Annotated in this window: 15 protein-coding genes, 1 tRNA gene and 1 pseudogene; 11 read left to right on the top strand and 6 right to left on the bottom strand. The window is 41.5% G+C overall.

Going from position 1 to position 19,493, the window contains the following annotated elements; translation table 11 throughout:
• Positions 1 to 47 precede the first annotated feature (47 nt).
• Positions 48 to 1,061 (top strand): tRNA (adenosine(37)-N6)-threonylcarbamoyltransferase complex transferase subunit TsaD, encoded by a 1,014-nt coding sequence (gene tsaD, locus MHN30_RS20100; RefSeq protein ID WP_130163451.1) that lies wholly within the window; start codon positions 48 to 50, stop codon positions 1,059 to 1,061.
• A 261-nt stretch (positions 1,062 to 1,322) separates the two neighbouring features.
• Here tsaD and plsY read toward each other — a convergent pair whose 3' ends face one another.
• A complete protein-coding gene (gene plsY, locus MHN30_RS20095; protein WP_083229914.1) occupies positions 1,323 to 1,913 on the bottom strand; it encodes a glycerol-3-phosphate 1-O-acyltransferase PlsY in 591 nt (196 codons plus the stop codon).
• Positions 1,914 to 2,037: 124 nt separating this feature from the next.
• Here plsY and folB point away from each other — a divergent pair, with 124 nt between their 5' ends.
• The 3 genes from folB to MHN30_RS20080 are packed head-to-tail and all read left to right on the top strand — an operon-like array spanning position 2,038 to position 3,681.
• Positions 2,038 to 2,388 carry a dihydroneopterin aldolase gene (gene folB, locus MHN30_RS20090; RefSeq protein ID WP_017216518.1) on the top strand — a complete coding sequence of 117 codons (351 nt, stop codon included), beginning with the start codon at positions 2,038 to 2,040 and terminating at the stop codon, positions 2,386 to 2,388.
• Positions 2,389 to 2,395: 7 nt separating this feature from the next.
• Positions 2,396 to 2,884: a 2-amino-4-hydroxy-6-hydroxymethyldihydropteridine diphosphokinase gene (gene folK / locus MHN30_RS20085; protein WP_130163452.1), complete on the top strand. Its 489-nt coding sequence runs from the start codon at positions 2,396 to 2,398 to the stop codon at positions 2,882 to 2,884.
• Positions 2,881 to 3,681, top strand: a complete 801-nt coding sequence (locus tag MHN30_RS20080) for an undecaprenyl-diphosphate phosphatase (RefSeq protein ID WP_010607635.1) — start codon at positions 2,881 to 2,883, stop codon at positions 3,679 to 3,681. Before folK ends, MHN30_RS20080 begins: the two co-directional genes overlap by 4 nt.
• A 333-nt stretch (positions 3,682 to 4,014) precedes the next feature.
• Here MHN30_RS20080 and MHN30_RS20075 read toward each other — a convergent pair whose 3' ends face one another.
• Positions 4,015 to 4,971, bottom strand: a complete 957-nt coding sequence (locus tag MHN30_RS20075; RefSeq protein WP_130163454.1) for a methylenetetrahydrofolate reductase — start codon at positions 4,969 to 4,971, stop codon at positions 4,015 to 4,017.
• A 270-nt stretch (positions 4,972 to 5,241) separates the two neighbouring features.
• Here MHN30_RS20075 and MHN30_RS20070 point away from each other — a divergent pair, with 270 nt between their 5' ends.
• A complete protein-coding gene (locus MHN30_RS20070; protein WP_239360900.1) occupies positions 5,242 to 8,118 on the top strand; it encodes a pitrilysin family protein in 2,877 nt (958 codons plus the stop codon).
• A 75-nt stretch (positions 8,119 to 8,193) separates the two neighbouring features.
• On the opposite strand, the gene MHN30_RS20065 is transcribed toward MHN30_RS20070, so the two are convergent.
• A complete protein-coding gene (locus MHN30_RS20065) occupies positions 8,194 to 8,601 on the bottom strand; it encodes a diacylglycerol kinase (protein WP_211858517.1) in 408 nt (135 codons plus the stop codon).
• Between the two features lie 243 nt (positions 8,602 to 8,844).
• Between MHN30_RS20065 and cysE the strand changes: the two genes are divergently transcribed.
• Positions 8,845 to 9,666: a serine O-acetyltransferase gene (cysE, locus tag MHN30_RS20060; RefSeq protein ID WP_239360898.1), complete on the top strand. Its 822-nt coding sequence runs from the start codon at positions 8,845 to 8,847 to the stop codon at positions 9,664 to 9,666.
• A gap of 49 nt (positions 9,667 to 9,715) precedes the next feature.
• Here cysE and xseA read toward each other — a convergent pair whose 3' ends face one another.
• Positions 9,716 to 11,053 carry an exodeoxyribonuclease VII large subunit gene (xseA, locus tag MHN30_RS20055; protein ID WP_239360896.1) on the bottom strand — a complete coding sequence of 446 codons (1,338 nt, stop codon included), beginning with the start codon at positions 11,051 to 11,053 and terminating at the stop codon, positions 9,716 to 9,718.
• 131 nt (positions 11,054 to 11,184) lie between these two features.
• Between xseA and guaB the strand changes: the two genes are divergently transcribed.
• The 3 genes from guaB (at position 11,185) to MHN30_RS20040 (ending at position 15,674) form a co-directional block, all read left to right on the top strand.
• The gene (gene guaB / locus MHN30_RS20050) at positions 11,185 to 12,654 is read left to right on the top strand and encodes an IMP dehydrogenase (protein WP_010374639.1); all 1,470 of its coding nucleotides are present in this window, start codon (positions 11,185 to 11,187) and stop codon (positions 12,652 to 12,654) included.
• A 105-nt stretch (positions 12,655 to 12,759) separates the two neighbouring features.
• Positions 12,760 to 14,334 (top strand): glutamine-hydrolyzing GMP synthase, encoded by a 1,575-nt coding sequence (gene guaA, locus MHN30_RS20045; RefSeq protein ID WP_069022743.1) that lies wholly within the window; start codon positions 12,760 to 12,762, stop codon positions 14,332 to 14,334.
• A gap of 527 nt (positions 14,335 to 14,861) precedes the next feature.
• Entirely contained in the window at positions 14,862 to 15,674 is an 813-nt protein-coding gene (locus MHN30_RS20040) for a sce7726 family protein (RefSeq protein WP_239360893.1), read from the top strand.
• 237 nt (positions 15,675 to 15,911) lie between these two features.
• Here MHN30_RS20040 and MHN30_RS20035 read toward each other — a convergent pair whose 3' ends face one another.
• Entirely contained in the window at positions 15,912 to 17,123 is a 1,212-nt protein-coding gene (locus MHN30_RS20035) for an RES family NAD+ phosphorylase (RefSeq protein WP_239360892.1), read from the bottom strand.
• Between the two features lie 292 nt (positions 17,124 to 17,415).
• Complete coding sequence (locus MHN30_RS20030; RefSeq protein WP_239360891.1) at positions 17,416 to 18,531, bottom strand: beta family protein; 1,116 nt, start codon at positions 18,529 to 18,531, stop codon at positions 17,416 to 17,418.
• 371 nt (positions 18,532 to 18,902) lie between these two features.
• Between MHN30_RS20030 and MHN30_RS20025 the strand changes: the two are divergent.
• Together MHN30_RS20025 and MHN30_RS20020 are read left to right on the top strand one after the other, a co-directional pair.
• A pseudogene (locus MHN30_RS20025) lies at positions 18,903 to 19,212 on the top strand (transposase); the annotation flags it as partial.
• 171 nt (positions 19,213 to 19,383) lie between these two features.
• Positions 19,384 to 19,460: transfer RNA gene (locus MHN30_RS20020), tRNA-Trp, on the top strand.
• Positions 19,461 to 19,493: the final 33 nt, after the last annotated feature.

Here is a 19,493-nt window from a genome sequence, read left to right as displayed (position 1 = left end):
GATTTCGTATAATCAGCGGCTGCAGTAAAGAGTTTGGAGAAAGTAACTTGCGTATTTTGGGTATAGAATCCTCATGTGATGAGACGGGTATTGCTATTTATGATGATGAGCAAGGGCTGTTGGCACATCAATTATATTCTCAGGTAAAAGTACACGCCGATTATGGTGGGGTAGTGCCTGAACTTGCTTCTCGTGATCATGTACGCAAAACAATTCCTCTTATTGAAGCTGCTTTCGCGCAAGCGAGTTGCGGTCCAGAAGACCTTGATGGCATTGCTTATACCGCAGGGCCAGGTTTGGTCGGTGCTTTGTTGGTTGGCACCTCAATTGGTCGCTCGTTAGCGTTTGGTTGGGGGATCCCAGCCGTTGCCGTACATCATATGGAAGGCCATTTGCTTGCCCCAATGCTTGAAGACGATAAACCAGAGTTTCCATTCGTTGCGCTGTTAGTTTCTGGTGGCCATACCATGATGGTCAAAGTCTCGGGTATCGGTGAGTATGAGGTACTTGGCGAATCAGTGGACGATGCCGCTGGTGAAGCGTTTGATAAAACCGCAAAGCTGCTCGGTCTTGATTATCCTGGCGGCCCAATGCTTGCGAAAATGGCGACACAGGGTAAAGCAGGGCGATTTACTTTTCCAAAACCGATGACAGACAGACCTGGTCTGGATTTTAGTTTCAGCGGATTAAAAACCGCAGCGGCAAACACGATCCGTAACGAAGGCGATGACGAGCAAACGAAAGCAGATATTGCTCATGCTTTTCAAACCGCGGTCGTAGAAACGCTAGCGATCAAGTGTAAGCGAGCACTGAAAGAAACAGGCATTAAAAGCCTGGTGATTGCAGGTGGCGTCAGCGCCAATACTGAACTTAGGCAAAAGCTTGAGCGCATGATGCTTGGCATGAAAGGGCGAGTTTATTACCCGCGCACTGAATTTTGTACAGATAATGGGGCGATGATAGCTTATGCAGGAATGCAGCGTCTAAAAGCAGGTCAGCATGCGCCACTTGATATGAAGACTAAACCGCGTTGGCCGCTGGATAGTCTAGAAAAAGTCTAGGGCCTGTTGAACTTTGCTGTTTGATTTTTGTTCTCCTGAGTGTGTTTTGGTCGCGACGCTCGACTTGCCGCCTAGTAATCTAGGCAAAAGTTGAGCAACAATGAACAAAGCGCACTCAGGTGAACCCAAAGGGCAGCGCTTGATTAGCATTTCTACTGTGTTCTCGCCTGACTCACATAGAATAACTATGCTACGCAGGCTCTGCCTTGTACAAATACCAATCAAACTGATGCAAAAACAAACTTGAAAGGTAAACAGGCCCTAGTCTTTAGACTTTTTCCCAACCTTGGGCTCTTTACCACTCAAGAGCCTTTTAATATTTGCTCTATGACGAATAATAATCACCACAGTTAAAAAGCTTACCGGCACCGTATACAGCGGTTTTATCCACCATGTGTAAAGTGGAGCAGCTGCGACTGCGACAATCGCTGCGAGTGAAGAGTAGCGTGTTAGCGCTAGCACTACGAGCCACGTACTAATCAATAGCCCACCCAATGACAAGCCGATGGGTAATAGCGCACCAAATGCTGTTGCTACTGCTTTACCACCGTTAAAGTGGAAGAAAATAGGATAAATGTGACCAAGGCATGCGCTTACGGCTATTGCACCTAGCCATACAGGTTCTATTTTTAGAAAGTAAGCTCCCCACACCGGGATGGTTCCCTTTAAAATATCGAAGACGAGCACCAGCGCAGCTGGGATCTTTCCTCCCAATCTTAATACATTGGTTGCGCCTGGATTATTAGAACCATTAAAGCGTGGATCTGGTAGATGGAATAACCGACAAACCAGAATCGCTGAGGAAATCGATCCCAATAAATAAGCACATACGCACATTAAACTGATTAACACTGTCTTCCTTATTTTTTATTGCGTTGTTTTGGGCTATGATCGGCGGTCTTAAGTCCTGCACAGATCGCGAATTGCGATTAGAAAATGCGGGTGAATTACAGCGATAAACATGTTTGGAGTTTACATGGATAAAGTCTATATCTCACAGCTACACGTCGAAGCCATAATAGGAGTGTACGACTTTGAAAAAGAAAGTAAACAAAGCCTTTACTTTGATGTTGAGATGTTGACCGATATTAGCGCTGCCGCTCGTCATGACGATATTAATTTGGCGGTTGATTATGCCAAAGTGAGTGAGCGTATTATTGCGCATACCCAAGCAAAACCCGTTGAGCTATTAGAAACCTTAGTTGAACAGCTTGCTGCAATGATCCTAAATGAATTTAATGTACAACAAGTGCTTATAAAAGTGAGTAAACCTGCTGCCGTGCCACAAGCACAAACGGTTGGTGTAGAAATTGTGCGTAAGAAGTAGAATTATCATGGCACAAATTTTTATCAGTCTCGGCTCAAACATAGAAAAAGAAAAAAATTTGCTGAGTGGTTTGAGGATATTGATAAAACACTTTCCGGATTTTCAACATTCGAGTGTTTTTGAGAGTGAAGCCGTCGGGTTTGCAGGAAATAACTTTTATAATTCGGTCTTTGCTGCACAAACACAGCTGTCTTTAGACGAAGTGTATAAACTGCTCAAGTTGATAGAATACGATCATGGTCGTCGCTGTAGTGAAAAGAAGTTTAGTCCACGCACATTAGATCTCGATATTCTCTTTTATGATCACCTTATTTGTTCATCACCCGCTCAGTTGCCTCGGGATGAAATAACCAAAAATGCCTTCGTGCTTCAGCCATTAGCTGAACTAGCTCCTGATTTTATCCATCCTGTTGAGGGTAAAACCATTGCTCAGTTATGGCAGGAGTATCACAACCCAACTCAAAAATTATGGAAAGTGGAGTTTCCCAAGCAATGAGCTTTATTGAGATTGTCGTCCTTGCAATTATTCAAGGTCTCACTGAATTTTTACCTATTTCGAGTTCTGCCCACTTACTGCTACCTTCACAGGTACTAGGTTGGCAAGATCAGGGTCTTGCCTTTGATGTTGCTGTTCATGTTGGTACTTTGCTGGCTGTCGTTATTTATTTTCGACAAGACATTGTTAGCCTACTGGCAGGATGGTTCAAGTCATTCTCAGGTACGCACTCGAAAGAAAGCCGGCTGACTTGGTGTATTGTGGTTGCCACCATTCCATTCGTGATCTTAGCCCCATTACTTAAAGACATCGTAGAAGTTTACTTACGTAGTGCTTGGGTGATTGCAACATCGACGATAGTATTTGGTTTACTGCTTTGGTATGCCGATGTGAAAGCGAAACAAATCAAAGACGAATTTGCCTTAAACTGGAAAAGCGCGCTGATATTGGGGCTTGCACAAATTACCGCTGTTATTCCCGGCACATCGCGTTCAGGCATTACCATCACTGCAGGTTTATTACTCGGGCTTGATAAGAAAAGTGCGGCGCGCTTTTCGTTTTTAATGTCTATTCCGGTCATTTCTATGATGGGACTGTATTACAGTTTAGAGCTTGCTACCGGCGATGAAGTGGTTGATTGGAATGCGCTATTAAGTGGTGCAGCACTGTCGTTTATCTCAGCTTATGCCTGTATCTTCTTTTTTCTGAAAATCATAGAGCGCATGGGCATGATGCCATTTGTCATTTACCGCTTGTTACTTGGGGTGGGATTAATCGCTTTCTTGAGCCTAAGTTAATCTGGGCTTTGAATAATCCAGCAAGGTTAACAGAAAAGCCAGCTTGATGAAGCTGGCTATAGGGCCTGTTGGCCTTCGCTGTTTGGTTTTTGTTCTTCTGAGTGTGTTTTGGTCGCGACGCTCGACTTGCCGCCTAGTAATCTAGGCAAAAGTTGAGCAACAATGAACAAAGCGCACTCAGGTGAACCCAAAGGGCAGCGCTTGATTGGCATTTCTACTATGTTATCGCCAGACTTACATAGAATGACTATGCTACGCAGGCTCTGTCTTGTATAAATACCAATCAAACTGCTGCAAAAACAAACTTGGAAGATCAACAGGCCCTAGACTGCATTAAGCAATTTGCTTTTCCGCAAGGCATAATTCCATGGTCGCCTTCAACAGTCGATAAAGGTTTATCGACGCGTCAATTTCTTCTTTTCGGTTTGTTAAGCTCTCAATATTTAAGCCAAGAGAAATATCTAGGTGTGAGCAGCTTTTTAAGATTTGATCTAGATTCTCTCTACAAATACGAATTGACTCACTTAGTGTGTTTTCTGAATCTAACATGCGCCATTTGGTTGCTTCTGGTACTGAGATCCCCAGCCACTCCATAAACTGCAAGGTTTTTTCCCCACCACATGGAGTAAAGGTAAGAATAATGCGTTTTGGTGTTTGCCCTTGCTGTTTACAGGTGCGAGCATAGCTCGTGATAAGATCTATGGTTGCTTGAGCGTCATACACTGCTTGGGAAACAAAAAATTGGCAGCCTTGCTCTGTTTTATCAATTAATCTTTCGTGTTCATTACGCTTACTGGCGTGGCGCTCTGCAATCGTTACACCACCTAAGAAAAAGTTATCTTGATGATGCTTCAGTACATCATAGGCTTCAGAAAGCGGTAACTTAATATCGCCTTGTGAAGATGGACTGCCCACTAATACGAGATTGTTTAACCCATACTGCTGTTTGGTGCTGCTTAACCAATCGCCAAAAGCTTCACTGTCGCGCTGTGCCACACTTTTATACGTAATTACATCAAGGTGCGACAATTCGCGGATCAACTGACTATATTCACACGGATCAACGGTGTGCTTAAAAGGAAATGGGCGTGGTACTTGAGTACGACTGCTTTCATCTTGAATGTCATAGATGATCACGCCGTCGTATTCAATCTCATGTAAACGGCCCAAAAGCTTAGCGGCAATTGATTTTAGCTGCTCTGGGTCGGTGCCAATCTTAGGTGGTGTGGTACCAATTAAATATACCCCTTGGTTAGGGTCAATGATTTTCTCTTGAAGCGTTAAAGCCATAATCCTCATTCCACAAAAGCATTTCTGTATCTCTTTACTAATATAGCAGCCATTTAGACGTCTAGATAGATTTTTTTAATGAAAGAATTTCAATAATTATGAATTTATCTCAAGCGCTCAAACCAAAATTTCATATTTGTTTACACATTAGGGTGGTAAATCACCTTGGAAATTAGCGAATTAGTATGACTTTGGGGCATAATCAGGAGGTTTGCTAACGTAAGTGAACACGACTTACTTAGAATAAAAAATATGATTAGGACCAAATTCATGAAATTCAAATTACTAGCAACCAGCTTTGCCGTAAGCTTAGCGCTTAGTGGCTGCGCAGCGACGAATTCAGACCAAGCTCAACAGTCAGCTGTAAGTACTCAAGCTGCCCAATCCAATAAAGTATTCGCCCAAGATTATGTTTTGGAAGAGCTAGAAAATGGCCTTCGCGTCATGGTAGTTAAAACTAACTATCCTGATGTGGTATCGCTACAAATTCCGGTTTCTGTTGGTTCGCGTAATGAAGTTGAAGCGGGTAAAACCGGCTTTGCTCACTTCTTTGAGCATATGATGTTCAAAGGCTCAGAAAAGTATCCACAAGACGTTTATTCGGACATTTTGAAAAATTCAGGTGTTGATAATCGCGCTTACACCACCAATGATTACACGAACTACCACCTAAATTTCTCAAAGCAGCATTTAGATAAAGTATTAGAAATTGAAGCGGATATCTTTCAAAACCTAACTTACAGTGAAGAGCAGTTTCGTACTGAGGCACTAACTGTTAAAGGTGAGTACCTTAAAAATAATGCTAGCCCAGTTCGAAAACTGCTTTCTGCGGTAAGAAAAGAAGCATTTGACAAGCATACCTATAAACACACGACAATGGGCTTTTTTGAAGACATCGAAGCAATGCCAGATCAGATGGCCTATGGTAAAACCTTCTTTGAGCGTTTTTATAAGCCTGAGTATGTATCACTTGTGATCGTAGGTGATGTAGATCCTAAAGAAACTATGGCTATGGTGAAGAAGCATTGGGGTAATTGGAAAAAGGGTGACTACCAAGCCGATATTCCTGTTGAGCCAAAGCAAGACAAAGCGCGTTACGTTCACGAAAAATATGATGGCTTACCGGGTCACTGGTTGCTAGTTTCGTATAAAGGCGCTGCATGGGAGCCGAAGAAAAAAGACCGAGCGGCACTTGATCTGATCTCGCAGCTTTATTTCTCTGAAAACTCAGCGCTGTATCAAGAGCTAGTGGTAGACAAACAGCTTGCAAGCCAAATGTTTACCTATAACCCTGAAACCAAAGACCCTGGTCTTCTACATGTTTTCGTTAAAGTAGAAGATGAAAAAGATTTGGCGACAGTGCGTGATGCAATCAATAACACTTACGCAAAAGCACGCACAGAGCTGGTAGATGAAAATAAACTTGCTGCACTTAAATCAAACCTAAAGTACAGCTTTATTAACGGCCTTGACTCATCACAATCTATTGCTTCGACACTCGCGAGCTACATGCATTTTGAGCGTGATCCTGAAGTGGTGAATGCGCTATATGCTAGTGCTGATAAAGTCACTGCAAAAGATATTCGTGATATTGCCAATAAATACTTTGTGGACAGCAGCCGCACAACGGTGACTATGTCTGCACTTGAGTCTGTCTCTGGTTTTGATAAGGAAGTTAACTTAGACAAGTTAGTGGCAAAAATGGACAAGCCAGTAACGCGTTATTTCAACGTATTAGACAAGACCAATAACTCACCGCTGGTGGATGTGAACTTTCTTTTTTACACAGGTGCTGCTGCCGATCCTGCAGGTAAAAAAGGTCTTGCTGCGCTTACTGCGGCTATGATTGCCAATGGTGGAAGTGAGTCGCAATCATACAAAGAAATTCAAAAGGCGCTGTACCCGATTGCTGGTAGCTTTGGTTATCAAATCGATAAAGAAATGATTTCTTTACGTGGTCGTATTCATAAAGACAATGCTGATCAATGGTATGGCATTGTGAGTCAGCAGCTTTTGAACCCAGGGTTCAGAGAAGATGATTTTAAACGTCTGAAAAAAGAGCTAATCGATGGCATTAAGGCTGGTTTGAAAGCGTCAAATGATGAAGAGCTAGGTAAAGAAGTGCTTTATCACGAGCTGTACAAAGGCCACCCATACGAAAGCTATAACTTTGGTGATTTATCAGACTTAGAAGCAATCACTTTAGATGACGTTAAGGCTTTTTATGCTCAGCAATTTACTCAAGCTAAACTCAACGTGGGTATTACTGGTGCACTCGATAAACAGCTAAAAGAAGCGATGTTTAACGACCTTACGGCTTTACCTAAAGGTGAAGAAGCACGTTTACAAGTGCCTGATGCGCCTAAGCTATCTGGTCATCACGCAACCATCGTAGAAAAGAATGCAAAATCAACAGCGGTGTCTTTTGGTTTCCCAATCGACACGGTTCGTAGCAGTAAAGACTGGGCTGCGCTTTGGTTAGTGCGTTCATACTTTGGTGAGCACCGCAGTTCAAACAGCCACTTGTACCAGCGTATCCGTCAGGTGCGTGGTATGAACTATGGTGATTATGCATATATCGAATACTTCCCTCGTGGTATGTTCCAAACTAAGCCGGATGCAAACTTAGGTCGTAGTGAGCAAATTTTCCAAGTTTGGTTACGCCCACTTCGTTCTAATAACGATGCCCATTTTGCAACGCGTACCGCATTGTTTGAACTCGATAAGCTGATCAAAGAAGGGATGAGCAAAGCAGACTTTGAAGCAACACGTAACTTCTTAATCAACTTTGTGCCGCAAATGGTGGCGAGCCAAGATAGACAGCTAGGTTATGCACTTGATAGCCAGTTCTACAACACCGATGAATTTGTTGCCTATGTGACAAAGCAGCTAGCGTCGCTGTCTGTTGAAGACATCAATCGCGTTATCAAAGAGAACTTGCAGAGCGAAGATATTCACTATGTGTTTATCACTGGTGATGCAAAAGATATGGCGCAGCGTTTAAGTGCTGAGCAGTCATCTCCTATGACTTATAACACGAAAAAGCCTGATGTATTACTGGCTGAAGATGCTGAAATTGCTACATACCCGCTAAATATTCCAAGTAAGAATATTAAAACGTTAGATGTAGAAAAAGTGTTTGAATAACGATTATTCAGCTTAATAAAAAATGGCGGCTAAAAATTTAGCCGCCATTTTTTTGTGTCAAAACCACGCGTAATTTTAGGTTATGGTGTTGAACCACTCCACTGCGGCAGCTATCCAAATTAATGAGCTAATTAATAATGTCAGCGTAACGGCCGCTGATGCCATATCTTTTGCACGACCAGATAGTAAGTGATGCTCGGTACTCACTCGATCTGTCAGTGCTTCGATTGCCGAGTTGATAAGTTCTATGACCAATATCAACAGTACACTACTGACCAATAAGGCCCACTGAGCAATACTTTGCGCCAATATGATTGATAAAGGAAGACTTGCCACCAGTAACCACGTTTCTTGTCTAAATGCCGACTCTTCTTTATAGGCTGCTTTCATTCCTTTCGCTGAGCAATGCGTTGCTTTGATTATCCGCGCAAGCCCTGTGCCATTTGGTTTGTTGGTATCCGTTGTCTTGATCTTTATCGACATATTAGCGATCCCGCGTTGGTAGTATTCAATGGAGCGTTATTATACGAAGATCTGTTCAGTTCGACAGTGCAAAATTGTAAGAATCTTTGGTCCAACTGAAGGCGTTTAAAACCGGACTAAAATATGTTGGTTGGTTATTAGATATAACCAAGTGTTTGAAGCCTGATTTTTTATAATACATGACACTTAATGACTCTAAGCGTTACACTATGAGAAGTATCAGTATTATCGGAAGTTCGTCACATGAGACATGAGATTTGGAATAAGTTACGCGAAGAAGCCAATGAGTTGGTTGCTCGCGAGCCATTGCTTGCTAGTCACGTTTACTCGAGTATTTTAAATCACGAGTGTCTTGGTGCTGCATTAAGCTTTATCGTTGCAAATAAGTTGGCGGATGCCGTGGTGTCAGCATTTACAATTCGCGAGCTGTTTGATCAGGCCTTTGTACACTGCGATACCATGCTGACTCATGTTGCACATGATATAAAAGCCGTTAAAGATCGCGACCCAGCTGCCGATAGTTATCTCAACGTAATTTTAAATCTGAAAGGTTTTCATGCAATCCAAGCACATCGATTGGCATACTGCTTATGGCGTCAAGACAGAAAAGAGCTGGCTCGCTTTATACAGAGCAGAACCTCTGAAGTATTCGGTGTTGACATCCATCCTGCTTGTAAAGTCGGTCATGGTATTATGTTTGACCATGCGACTGGTATAGTCATTGGTGAAACCGCGGTTATTGAAGATAATGTTTCTATTCTGCAATCAGTCACACTTGGTGGTACGGGTAACGAGCAGGGTGATCGTCACCCGAAAATCCGCGCCGGTGTATTGATTGGTGCTGGTGCCAAAGTACTTGGCAACATTGAAGTAGGCGAGGGAGCTCGAATTGGTGCAGGTTCCGTTGTACTTAGCCCTGTTGCACCGCACACTACGGTAGTGGGGATCCCAGCTAAGGTGGTTGGTAAGCCATCATGCCCATGCCCTGCAGAGAGTATGAACCAAAACTTCCTAGAAGATGATGATAAGCTCGAAAATGAGTCTATCACTTCAGCGATGTTGTAAGGTTATTAGATTAAAAATGGGGAAATCACTTCCCCATTTTTATATACGCTTATTGGGTTGCTTTTACCATAGACACCACCTCACCATCAGCTAGTTGTGTAACTATCGGCTTTTCTGGGTCGACATCCGCCACTGACTTAATCACTTTATCTTCTTGCTTTGCGATACTATAGCCTCGAGCTAATACCGCCAGTGGACTGACGCTGTCTAGTTTTGCGCTTGATACCGCGAGTTGGTGTCTTTGCGTGTTAAGCTTTTGCTCCATTGCATACTGCAACTTATCACCGAGTTGTGCGACCAATTGCTTGAACTGAGCGATCCTTTGTTCTGGATGTAATCGATCAAATCTATGCTGCAACAGATGAAATTGCGATTGCTTTTGACGTAAGTGATGGGCTTGAGCACGAATTAATCGCTGTTCTAACTCATCAACTCGCTGTGTTTGCTGCATAAGTTGATTCTTAGGGTGTTGTAACTGCAGTCGGGCTTCAAAGTTTGCTAAACGCTGTGATGCACCTTCAAGGCGACGCTTAAAAGCCTGATTGAGATATTGTAGTAACTGCGAAGTACGCAATTTTAGCGCTTCTGAGTCCGGGCTCACTAGCTCTGCGGCCGCCGATGGGGTTGGCGCTCTGACATCTGCAACATAGTCGGAAATGGTAGTATCTATTTCATGGCCCACAGCGCTTATCACCGGAATTGAGCTGGCAAAAATGGCCCTCGCGACTGATTCCTCGTTAAAGCTCCATAAGTCTTCTAATGAGCCGCCACCTCTGCCAACGATCAATACGTCTACCTCGCGTCTAGCATTCGCCTGAGCGATTTGTTTGCAAATCTGCTGCTTGGCTTCATCGCCTTGCACTAGGGCCGGATAAATAACGACCTGTAACTGTGGGGCACGGCGTTTTAGTACAGTCAAAATATCCTTGATGGCAGCCCCTGTCGCTGAAGTGACGACCCCCACGCGATTAATGACACTTGGCAAAGGTTTTTTGTGACTGGCCGAAAACAGGCCTTCTGCTGCCAGCTGCATTTTTAGGGTATCGAACTGTTGCTTGAGCAAGCCTTCACCGGCGGGGGCCATTTGCTCGACTATCAATTGATAGTCACCTCGTGGCTCATACACTGACACTCTAGCTTGTACCATTACCTGCTGACCATTGGCAGGGCGGTGGTTACAGTAACGATTATTACCTCGCCACATGGCCGCTTTTATCTGTGCTTTGTCATCTTTTAGAGAAAAATACCAATGCCCGGAGGCCGGAGCAACAAAGTTTGAAATTTCTCCGGTGAGTTGTACAGAGGCAAAACCTTGTTCTAAGAGCGCGCGTATTTCTCTGTTAAGTCTTGATACAGAATAGGTTTTATTATTATTGGGGTATCCCATGTTGGCCTCCATAAAAAATTCACAGTCACTTTATCACATTTTTTGCTAAATTTTATTTACTCCCATAAGGAACGCTGATAAAATTCGCACGCAATTCCTTATACTCAGTTCACTTGAGAGAAGCCGCGAACATGCTAAGAATTGCAAAAGAAGCCCTTACCTTTGACGACGTACTTTTAGTACCAGCTCATTCAACTGTTCTTCCTCACACAGCAAACCTGAAAACGCGTTTGACTCGTGGGATTGAATTAAACTTACCGCTTGTTTCCGCTTCAATGGATACAGTGACAGAAGCGCGCTTAGCGATCGCTCTGGCACAAGAAGGTGGTATTGGTTTTATCCACAAAAACATGACTATCGAAGAACAAGCTCGCAACGTACGTAAAGTTAAGACGTATGAAGCGGGTATTATCTCTTTCCCTGTGACAGTTACTTCTGATCTTACGATTGCAGAAGCAATGGAACTTGCACAGGACAAAGGGTTCTCAGGTTTCCCGGTTGTTGGTGCAAACAACCAACTTGAAGGCATTGTGACTAGCCGTGATATGCGTTTCGAAACTAAGCTAGAAAAAGCAGTTTCAACGGTCATGACTAAGAAAGATGACTTAGTGACAGTAAAAGAAGGCGCATCTCGTGAAGAGATCCTTGGCCTAATGCACGAACACCGTATCGAAAAAATCTTAGTGGTTGATGATGCATTTGCACTAAAAGGCATGATCACTGTTAAGGATTACCAAAAAGCGCAAGATAAACCAAACGCATGTAAAGATGAGCAAGGCCGTCTTCGTGTTGGTGCTGCTGTTGGTGTTGGTGCTGGTACTGATGAGCGTATTGCAGCTTTGGTTGAAGCGGGTGTTGATGTACTACTAATCGATACTTCTCATGGCCATTCTCAAGGTGTTATTGACCGTGTTAAAGCGACACGTGAAGTATATCCAGAACTACAAATCGTTGCAGGTAACGTAGCAACAGCTGAAGGTGCAATTGCATTGGCTGATGCTGGTGCAGATGCTGTTAAAGTGGGGATCGGCCCAGGTTCTATCTGTACTACTCGTATCGTTACGGGTTGTGGTGTACCGCAAATTACTGCTATCTCTGATGCAGTAGAAGGCCTAAAAGGTCGTGATATTCCAGTGATTGCTGACGGTGGTATCCGTTTCTCTGGTGATATCGTAAAAGCGCTAGTTGCTGGTGCTTCATGCGTAATGGTCGGTTCAATGCTAGCGGGTACTGAAGAGTCTCCTGGTGAAGTTGAACTATACCAAGGCCGTTACTACAAGTCTTACCGTGGTATGGGTTCACTTGGTGCGATGAACCAAAAAGAAGGTTCGTCTGACCGTTACTTCCAGAAGAGTGATGCTGCTGACAAACTAGTACCTGAAGGTATCGAAGGTCGCGTAGCATACAAAGGACCAATCGCAACGATTATCCATCAGCAAATTGGTGGTATTCGCAGTGCAATGGGTCTAACTGGTTGTGCAACCATCACTGAATTAAATACTAAGCCGCAGTTTGTACGTGTGACCTCTGCGGGTATGGGTGAGTCTCACGTACATGACGTGCAGATCACCAAAGAGGCGCCTAACTACCGTATGGGTTAAGCCTCAAGGCGTGTTTCTGGGCTAGCAAGTTGCTAGCCCTTATTACTTTTGATAGAGACGCAATGCGGCTTTATCCTGTTTAGTTCCTAACTAACGAGATTATCAATGAGCAAAGATATCCACGATTCCCGAATTTTGATCTTAGACTTTGGTTCGCAATACACTCAGCTAATTGCACGTCGTGTACGTGAAATTGGTGTTTATTGTGAGCTTTGGGCTTGGGATGTGACAGAAGAGCAAATCCGTGAGTTCAATCCTCAAGGTATCATTCTATCAGGTGGCCCAGAGTCAACAACGCTTGAAGGTAGCCCAAAAGCACCAGATTACGTATTCGAAGCCGGTGTGCCTGTACTGGGTATCTGTTACGGTATGCAGACGATGGCAATGCAGCTTGGTGGTCAGGTACATAGCTCAGATAAAAAAGAATTCGGCTACGCAAAAGTAGAGAAAGTAGGCGACTGTAAGCTATTTGAAGCGATTGAAGATCACATCGAAGATGGTGCAGGTTACCTAGACGTGTGGATGAGCCATGGCGATAAAGTTGCTAAAATTCCAGATACATTCAAAACTTCAGCGAAAACGGATACTTGTCCTCATGCGGCAATGTCTTGGGAAGAAAAGCGTTTCTATGGTGTACAGTTCCACCCAGAAGTAACGCACACTCAGCAAGGTCTGCGTTTACTAGAGCGCTTTGCAATTGATATCTGTGGTTGTGAAAAACTATGGACGCCTGAGCAAATCATTGAAGATGCAATTGAGCGTATCAAAGAGAAAGTAGGGGATGACGAAGTTATCCTTGGCTTATCTGGTGGTGTTGATTCATCAGTGGTTGCAATGCTTATTCACCGTGCGATTGGTGATAAGCTAACCTGTGTATTTGTTGATAACGGCCTGCTGCGCTTGAACGAAGGCCAGCAAGTAATGGATATGTTCGGTGATAAGTTTGGTCTGAACATCATCAAGGTAGAAGCTGAAGAGCGTTTCCTTAACGCGCTTAACGGCTTAAACGACCCTGAAGACAAACGTAAAGCAATCGGTCACACCTTTATTGAAGTGTTCGATGAGCAAGCCAGCCAGCGCCTAAACGCGAAATGGCTAGCACAAGGTACAATTTACCCTGATGTTATCGAATCAGCAGCATCAAAAACCGGTAAAGCGCATGTGATCAAATCTCACCACAATGTGGGTGGATTACCTGAAGATATGGAGCTTGGTCTGGTTGAGCCACTACGTGAACTATTTAAAGACGAAGTTCGCAAGATTGGCCTAGAGCTTGGTCTGCCGTATGACATGCTTTATCGTCACCCGTTCCCAGGTCCAGGTCTTGGTGTTCGTGTACTTGGCGAAATCAAGAAAGAATACTGTGACTTACTGCGCCGTGCTGATGCTATCTTCATTGAAGAGCTACATAAAGCGGATCTATACCACAAAGTGTCTCAAGCGTTCGCCGTGTTCCTACCGGTACGCTCTGTTGGCGTGATGGGTGATGCACGTAAATACGATTGGGTGATCTCACTACGCTGTGTTGAAACTATCGACTTTATGACGGCACGTTGGTCACACTTACCATACGAGCTACTAGGCCACGTTTCAAATCGTATCATCAATGAAATCGATGGTATTTCTCGCGTGGTTTACGATGTATCAGGTAAGCCGCCAGCGACAATCGAGTGGGAATAAGCTTGGTTGTAAAAACCTAACCTAGCTTTCGTTAGATTAATAAAAGGCCAGCCAGTATTTCTGACTGGCCTTTTTTATGAATTTTTACTTTCATAAAAAAACCTTGCGGAGGTATTTGGTTTCTTCGCAGTGATGTTCATCGTGATGCTGGCCTGCTATTTTTTTGGAGGCCGTGGCTACACAGCACCTCACTTCACATATATCAAACCGATTATGGTGAAGCTGTAACTTGTTTCTTGCCTAAAAATAGACCACTTAATAAAGCAAGTTGGTATTAAAATAATTACTAAATTAGGTGCAAAATATCCAGTTGCAATAACAGCAAGTCACAAATACTACCACTCAAATCGCTGACACCCACCACTACAGTTGGGCTAATTGAGGGAGTGTTTAAAGTTGAGTTTAGGGATTTGGTTGGATAGTTGCAAAGCTACTATTGAAATAGATAGAATGCGCAAGTTATCACTTATTGTTATATATTTTAACTGTACTAATTTTGTACTTAGCATGCCGATAATGGATTAATAATGTTTAAAGAGTCTGAATTTAAAGCGGCTGCAATTGACTGGTTAATTGCAAGAGGAGAGCTTTGCAAAGATGCTGTGTTGATAAATGAGTTACCAGTTGACGATTTTAGTCGCAGAGCTGATTTAGTAGTTGCTAATGGTAAATTACAAGCGTTTGAAATAAAAAGTGATGCCGATAGTTTGACTAGACTGGAAGGGCAGATACAAACGTATCTGACTTTTTTTGATAAAGTGACTTTGATTTGCTCTCCAAAGTTTACCGAAAAAGCAAAGCAAATATTGCCACCCAGAGTGGAAGTTGTTGAACTTAATTTTGCTGATGCTCGAACACCAAAAATAAAAATTAGAAGGCGAGGTAAAATTGACCGTATTAACACTGCAAGCCGATTCTTATCGTTTGTTGATAAGCGCGAACTAGTAAGAGCTTTAAGAAATAGGGGGATTGCATGTTCTCATGCTGACACCCTTCAAGAACTGTATGGAAAGTATAGTAAGTTACCAATTACTTTCTGGCGTTCAGTTGTGCTTGAATATTTGAAGTCTAAGTACAAAGTTACGCATGATAACTTTGTTTCTGCCCGTGGTGATTTTACTTCAATTGACGACTTAGATATGTTGAGTCCAAATAAGTTAATTGCTAGTGAAACTGTAGAATGTACAGATGATGCGATTGATCGGTGGGACTTGCCTGATAATGAGCAATTGGTAGAGGCTGGTGCAGTTGATGTAACAAAAACCATGAAGCAGTTTGGAATGATTTCTGAAAAGCCTGTTTTTGTTATACCTAGAGTGAAAAAGAGTAAGGCTTGTTAATCTGAATGAGCCATAGTTTGACCTGTTAGATTTGACTAATAGCACTCAATCAAATCTAACATTCATATAGATGCACTTGAAGACAATAGAAACGACTAATTGAGGTGTGAAGACACGCAATGCATGAAACCTAATCACGAAAATCAATTCATAGTAATAATACTGAGAGAGCCGAACCACTTTTAACCTTCTTGTTAACTTCTATAAAACGTGAAATAGCTTATTAATTATTAATTATTAATTATTAATTTTTTCAGTTTTTGTTAAAATCTCTCTAACTTTATAAAAGTTTACATTGGAATCGCTGTCTAATGAAACATAATAATCTTTAGCGTTTTCTTTTTCGTCATAATCACCGAATATAACATAATTAAGACCTCCTGCGCGTTGAGATGATTCGAATATAATTCCATCAAACATGCCTTCTTGATAATTCCGGATGGTTTCAGATAAAATCTGAAGATCTATATATGTAACATCCGTCGGCCTAACTGGCTTAGAAACAAACTTATGTAATTCATTTAATAAGTACCTATTCCTTATGTTTTTTTCATTTTTTGGGTCTTCAAGAATATTAAACTTTTTTATTTTAATCGTTTCTAACAGCGTGAAATCAAAAAAGTTCAATTTTTTAGTAGATACAAACTCCCCAATTGCAATGGTATCACCGACATAAGGACGTAATTCCGCAATGGCAGTTTCATAATCTCCAGCGGTATACAAAAAAGATATTCCTGAAGGACTCATCCGATTACTTGCGGATAAGTTTTCTGGAGGTGCACCTAGCTCTTTTTTTGGATTTTTTCTAAAGGTATCTTTTTGAGAATCATCTTTTACTATTCTCCCTCTAAAGAAACTTACTCCTTTATCTATTTTTGTTAGGGCAGAGTTGAAATTTTCATCATTTTCATCAATACTTAAAAAGCAATTATTAATTAAACCTTCATAAAATTGAATTGCTTTTTTGTTAGTGAATCGACGGTTATGTTTTACATCATTTGATATTTCATGCCACTCAGTTTTGGATTCTTCTTTATATTTTTCAATGGTTTCATCATCAACAGTCTCTTTATATCGCCCTTCAGCTTTAAAGAATTCTGGTGTTTTATCACATAGCAAATTTGAAATTTTAGTTGTAAATTCCTTATTGTTATATGTAAATCTAGATACTACATCTTCAAGGGGAATTGAATCAGATGTGTTTTTTTCAACTAATTCATAGTGGTTCGGTATATTTCTATCTAGTGTAAAAATAAAATCTTCTAAAATAAGTCCTTTGGTGCTTTTTTTTGAACATATCACACAGTTTTGTTCTAAATTATTGTAATCCTTATTATTTGTTTTAAAGTAGAGTGCAGTGGAATTACATTTCTTGCAAATAAAACCAATGGATTTTTTTATTTTTTCTTTTCTGAATTCTTCAAAAAAGTTTTCAAAATTTGAATTCATTTTTTCCAAATTAATATTGATGTACAAAAATTCAACACGGTATCATTTTAATGCTTTTAAAGTTAGCACTTAAGTCGCCGTGAATTACGAGCGTAAAGATTAATATAACCATGAAGGTAAAAGTGATAATTTCTGACTAACGGTATAAGTTCATTTTGATACTCGTGAGTGACGTAAAAATATCTTTATCTAAACTGTAGATCCAGGTACGAGCAGATACAGTTTACCTAAAAATACCTTTACTTTTAAGGTCGTTGTAAAGGGATTATAAGCTATTATATCATTAGAGATGTTACCACTCGCCTTCCTCTTCCCATGTTTCATCAAAATCGCTTAATGGTACACCAATGATGTCTTGCTCTAGGAACTCTATGGTTCTTTCAATGTGTAAGTTAACACGTACAGATATCCATTTGGACTGAGACTTGAATTTATCTAAAATACCTTCGGCTGACTTAATAATTATATCTTTACCCCAAGCTTCAAGTTCTTCATCCCAACATTCATTTTGAATTATGGCTCGTGAAGCTTCTGTATATTTCACATCTCTAGGATCATCTTTATTTTCAAGTTGGCGGCGTTCAAAAATCCAAGTGCCAGGTGTTGGATAGTCAACACGAGCTACAAAGGTGGCTCTTCTGGCCTCATAAAACATTGCATGTATAGAGGCATGGTCTCCATAGATTGCAACATCTTTACCTCCAAAAGAATGATAATTTTGCCACTCTAAAATTGGAATTTCGCCGTATGATTTGGCTTTATTTGTGGTATATGGCGGGAATGATTTAGGAAAGCTCGATGCTGATGTAACAATTTCGAGCGATTGGTCTTCTTGGCGCAAGGCATTTAATAGAGTTGTAGTTGAATTTAAAGATTTATTTTGATTTTCAGGGGTTATTTGACCGTTTTCAATAATGATTAGTAATTTTTCTATCGATGTAATTGCAGATGCAGCGTAAATAGCGGCTTGATACTCTCGTTTTGATCTCGGATTTACTTTTAGTACTACTCGTCCAAAGCGAGATTCTAAGTCTTTTAATTGTGCAAGGAAGGCTCTGCGAGAACAATTAGAGGTAATTTGTGCTGCTGGAATGATATTGGGGTTAACGTTTGCCAGTTGATCTAAGAACACTTGCCAGTTTTTAAAATTATTAGAATCTTCTAAAAGCGTGTCGTACTCTTCAACCCTGATAGGTTTGTCGTTTGCAATAGAGATTATTGCCGGTTCAAGAAAGGCTTTGTTCCACTTTTCAAATACTTTATCTGCTTGCTTAACTTGATGCGCTTTTGAAAGCTCAACAAATGGCAGTATTTTTTGTTTAGTGTTGCTTTTTAGTTCTGCAACACCTTGCATCTCTGCAAGGCGTGTTCTTATCGTGGGTACGTATAGGTATTCATTGAAGTTCATAGCTTTCCTTAACTTAATCTAGTTGACGATGGTGAAAGAGCTTAAATACTGCCACAGGTTTACTTTTGTTAACAGTGTTTGGTGTTTTGGTTCTGTTTGTTTTTTTTTGAAGTTAATGATGATGATCATGTTTTTATGAGTTTTATAGGTCTTATACTTTTTTCTTTATTTGTTTTCTTACTTACTATTTGAGCTGCGTGTGATTAATGAAGCTTTGAGTGCGGCGGGAGTCGTAACACGTTTCCAAAGCTGCGGGTGGAGTAGATTGTCTTAATGGGAGTAAAACGCTGACACCCACCACTAAGTTTGCACCTTCCAAAGATACCGCCTAAGCTTTAATTCTGCACTCAAAGGATTGAGGAAACCAAACTATGGCTACTGCCCGTAAAAAACAAATTAGTTTAACCGACACCAAATACTACCACTGTATCTCCCGTTGCGTAAGACGTGCCTTTCTGTGCGGTGAAGATAAATTTACTGGAAAATCATATGAACACCGCTGGGATTGGGTTGAAGAAAAGCTCCTGATGTTGGGCTCCGTGTTTTGTATTGATATCTGTGCTTATGCCGTGATGAGTAATCATACTCACTGTTGATGATAAAAAAGCTAAGCGTCTGTCGGATAAAGCAGTTGTGATACGGTGGCATAAGCTGTTTAAAGGTAATTGGATAACACGTAAGCTTACCGAGGGTGAGTGGGAGTAATGTCTCTAAAATGAGTTAGCATCCGCTTAAGAAAATGGCGAATATGATAAATATTCGCCATTTTGCTTGTTTTAGAAGCAGTTGAATCAAAAAAGTAATTTTTCACTTTACCTTTTTAAAAAGCTCATTATAATGCGTCGACATTGCAGGGGCGTAGTTCCAATTGGTAGAACAGCGGTCTCCAAAACCGATGGTTGCGGGTTCGAGTCCTGCCGCCCCTGCCACTTCTTATTTTGCACTTCGCATATTTTCAAAGT

The sequence above is a fragment of the Pseudoalteromonas sp. OF7H-1 genome, assembly GCF_022347825.1.
Lineage (GTDB): Bacteria > Pseudomonadota > Gammaproteobacteria > Enterobacterales > Alteromonadaceae > Pseudoalteromonas > Pseudoalteromonas maricaloris.
This window is presented reverse-complemented; position numbering and strand designations above follow the sequence as displayed.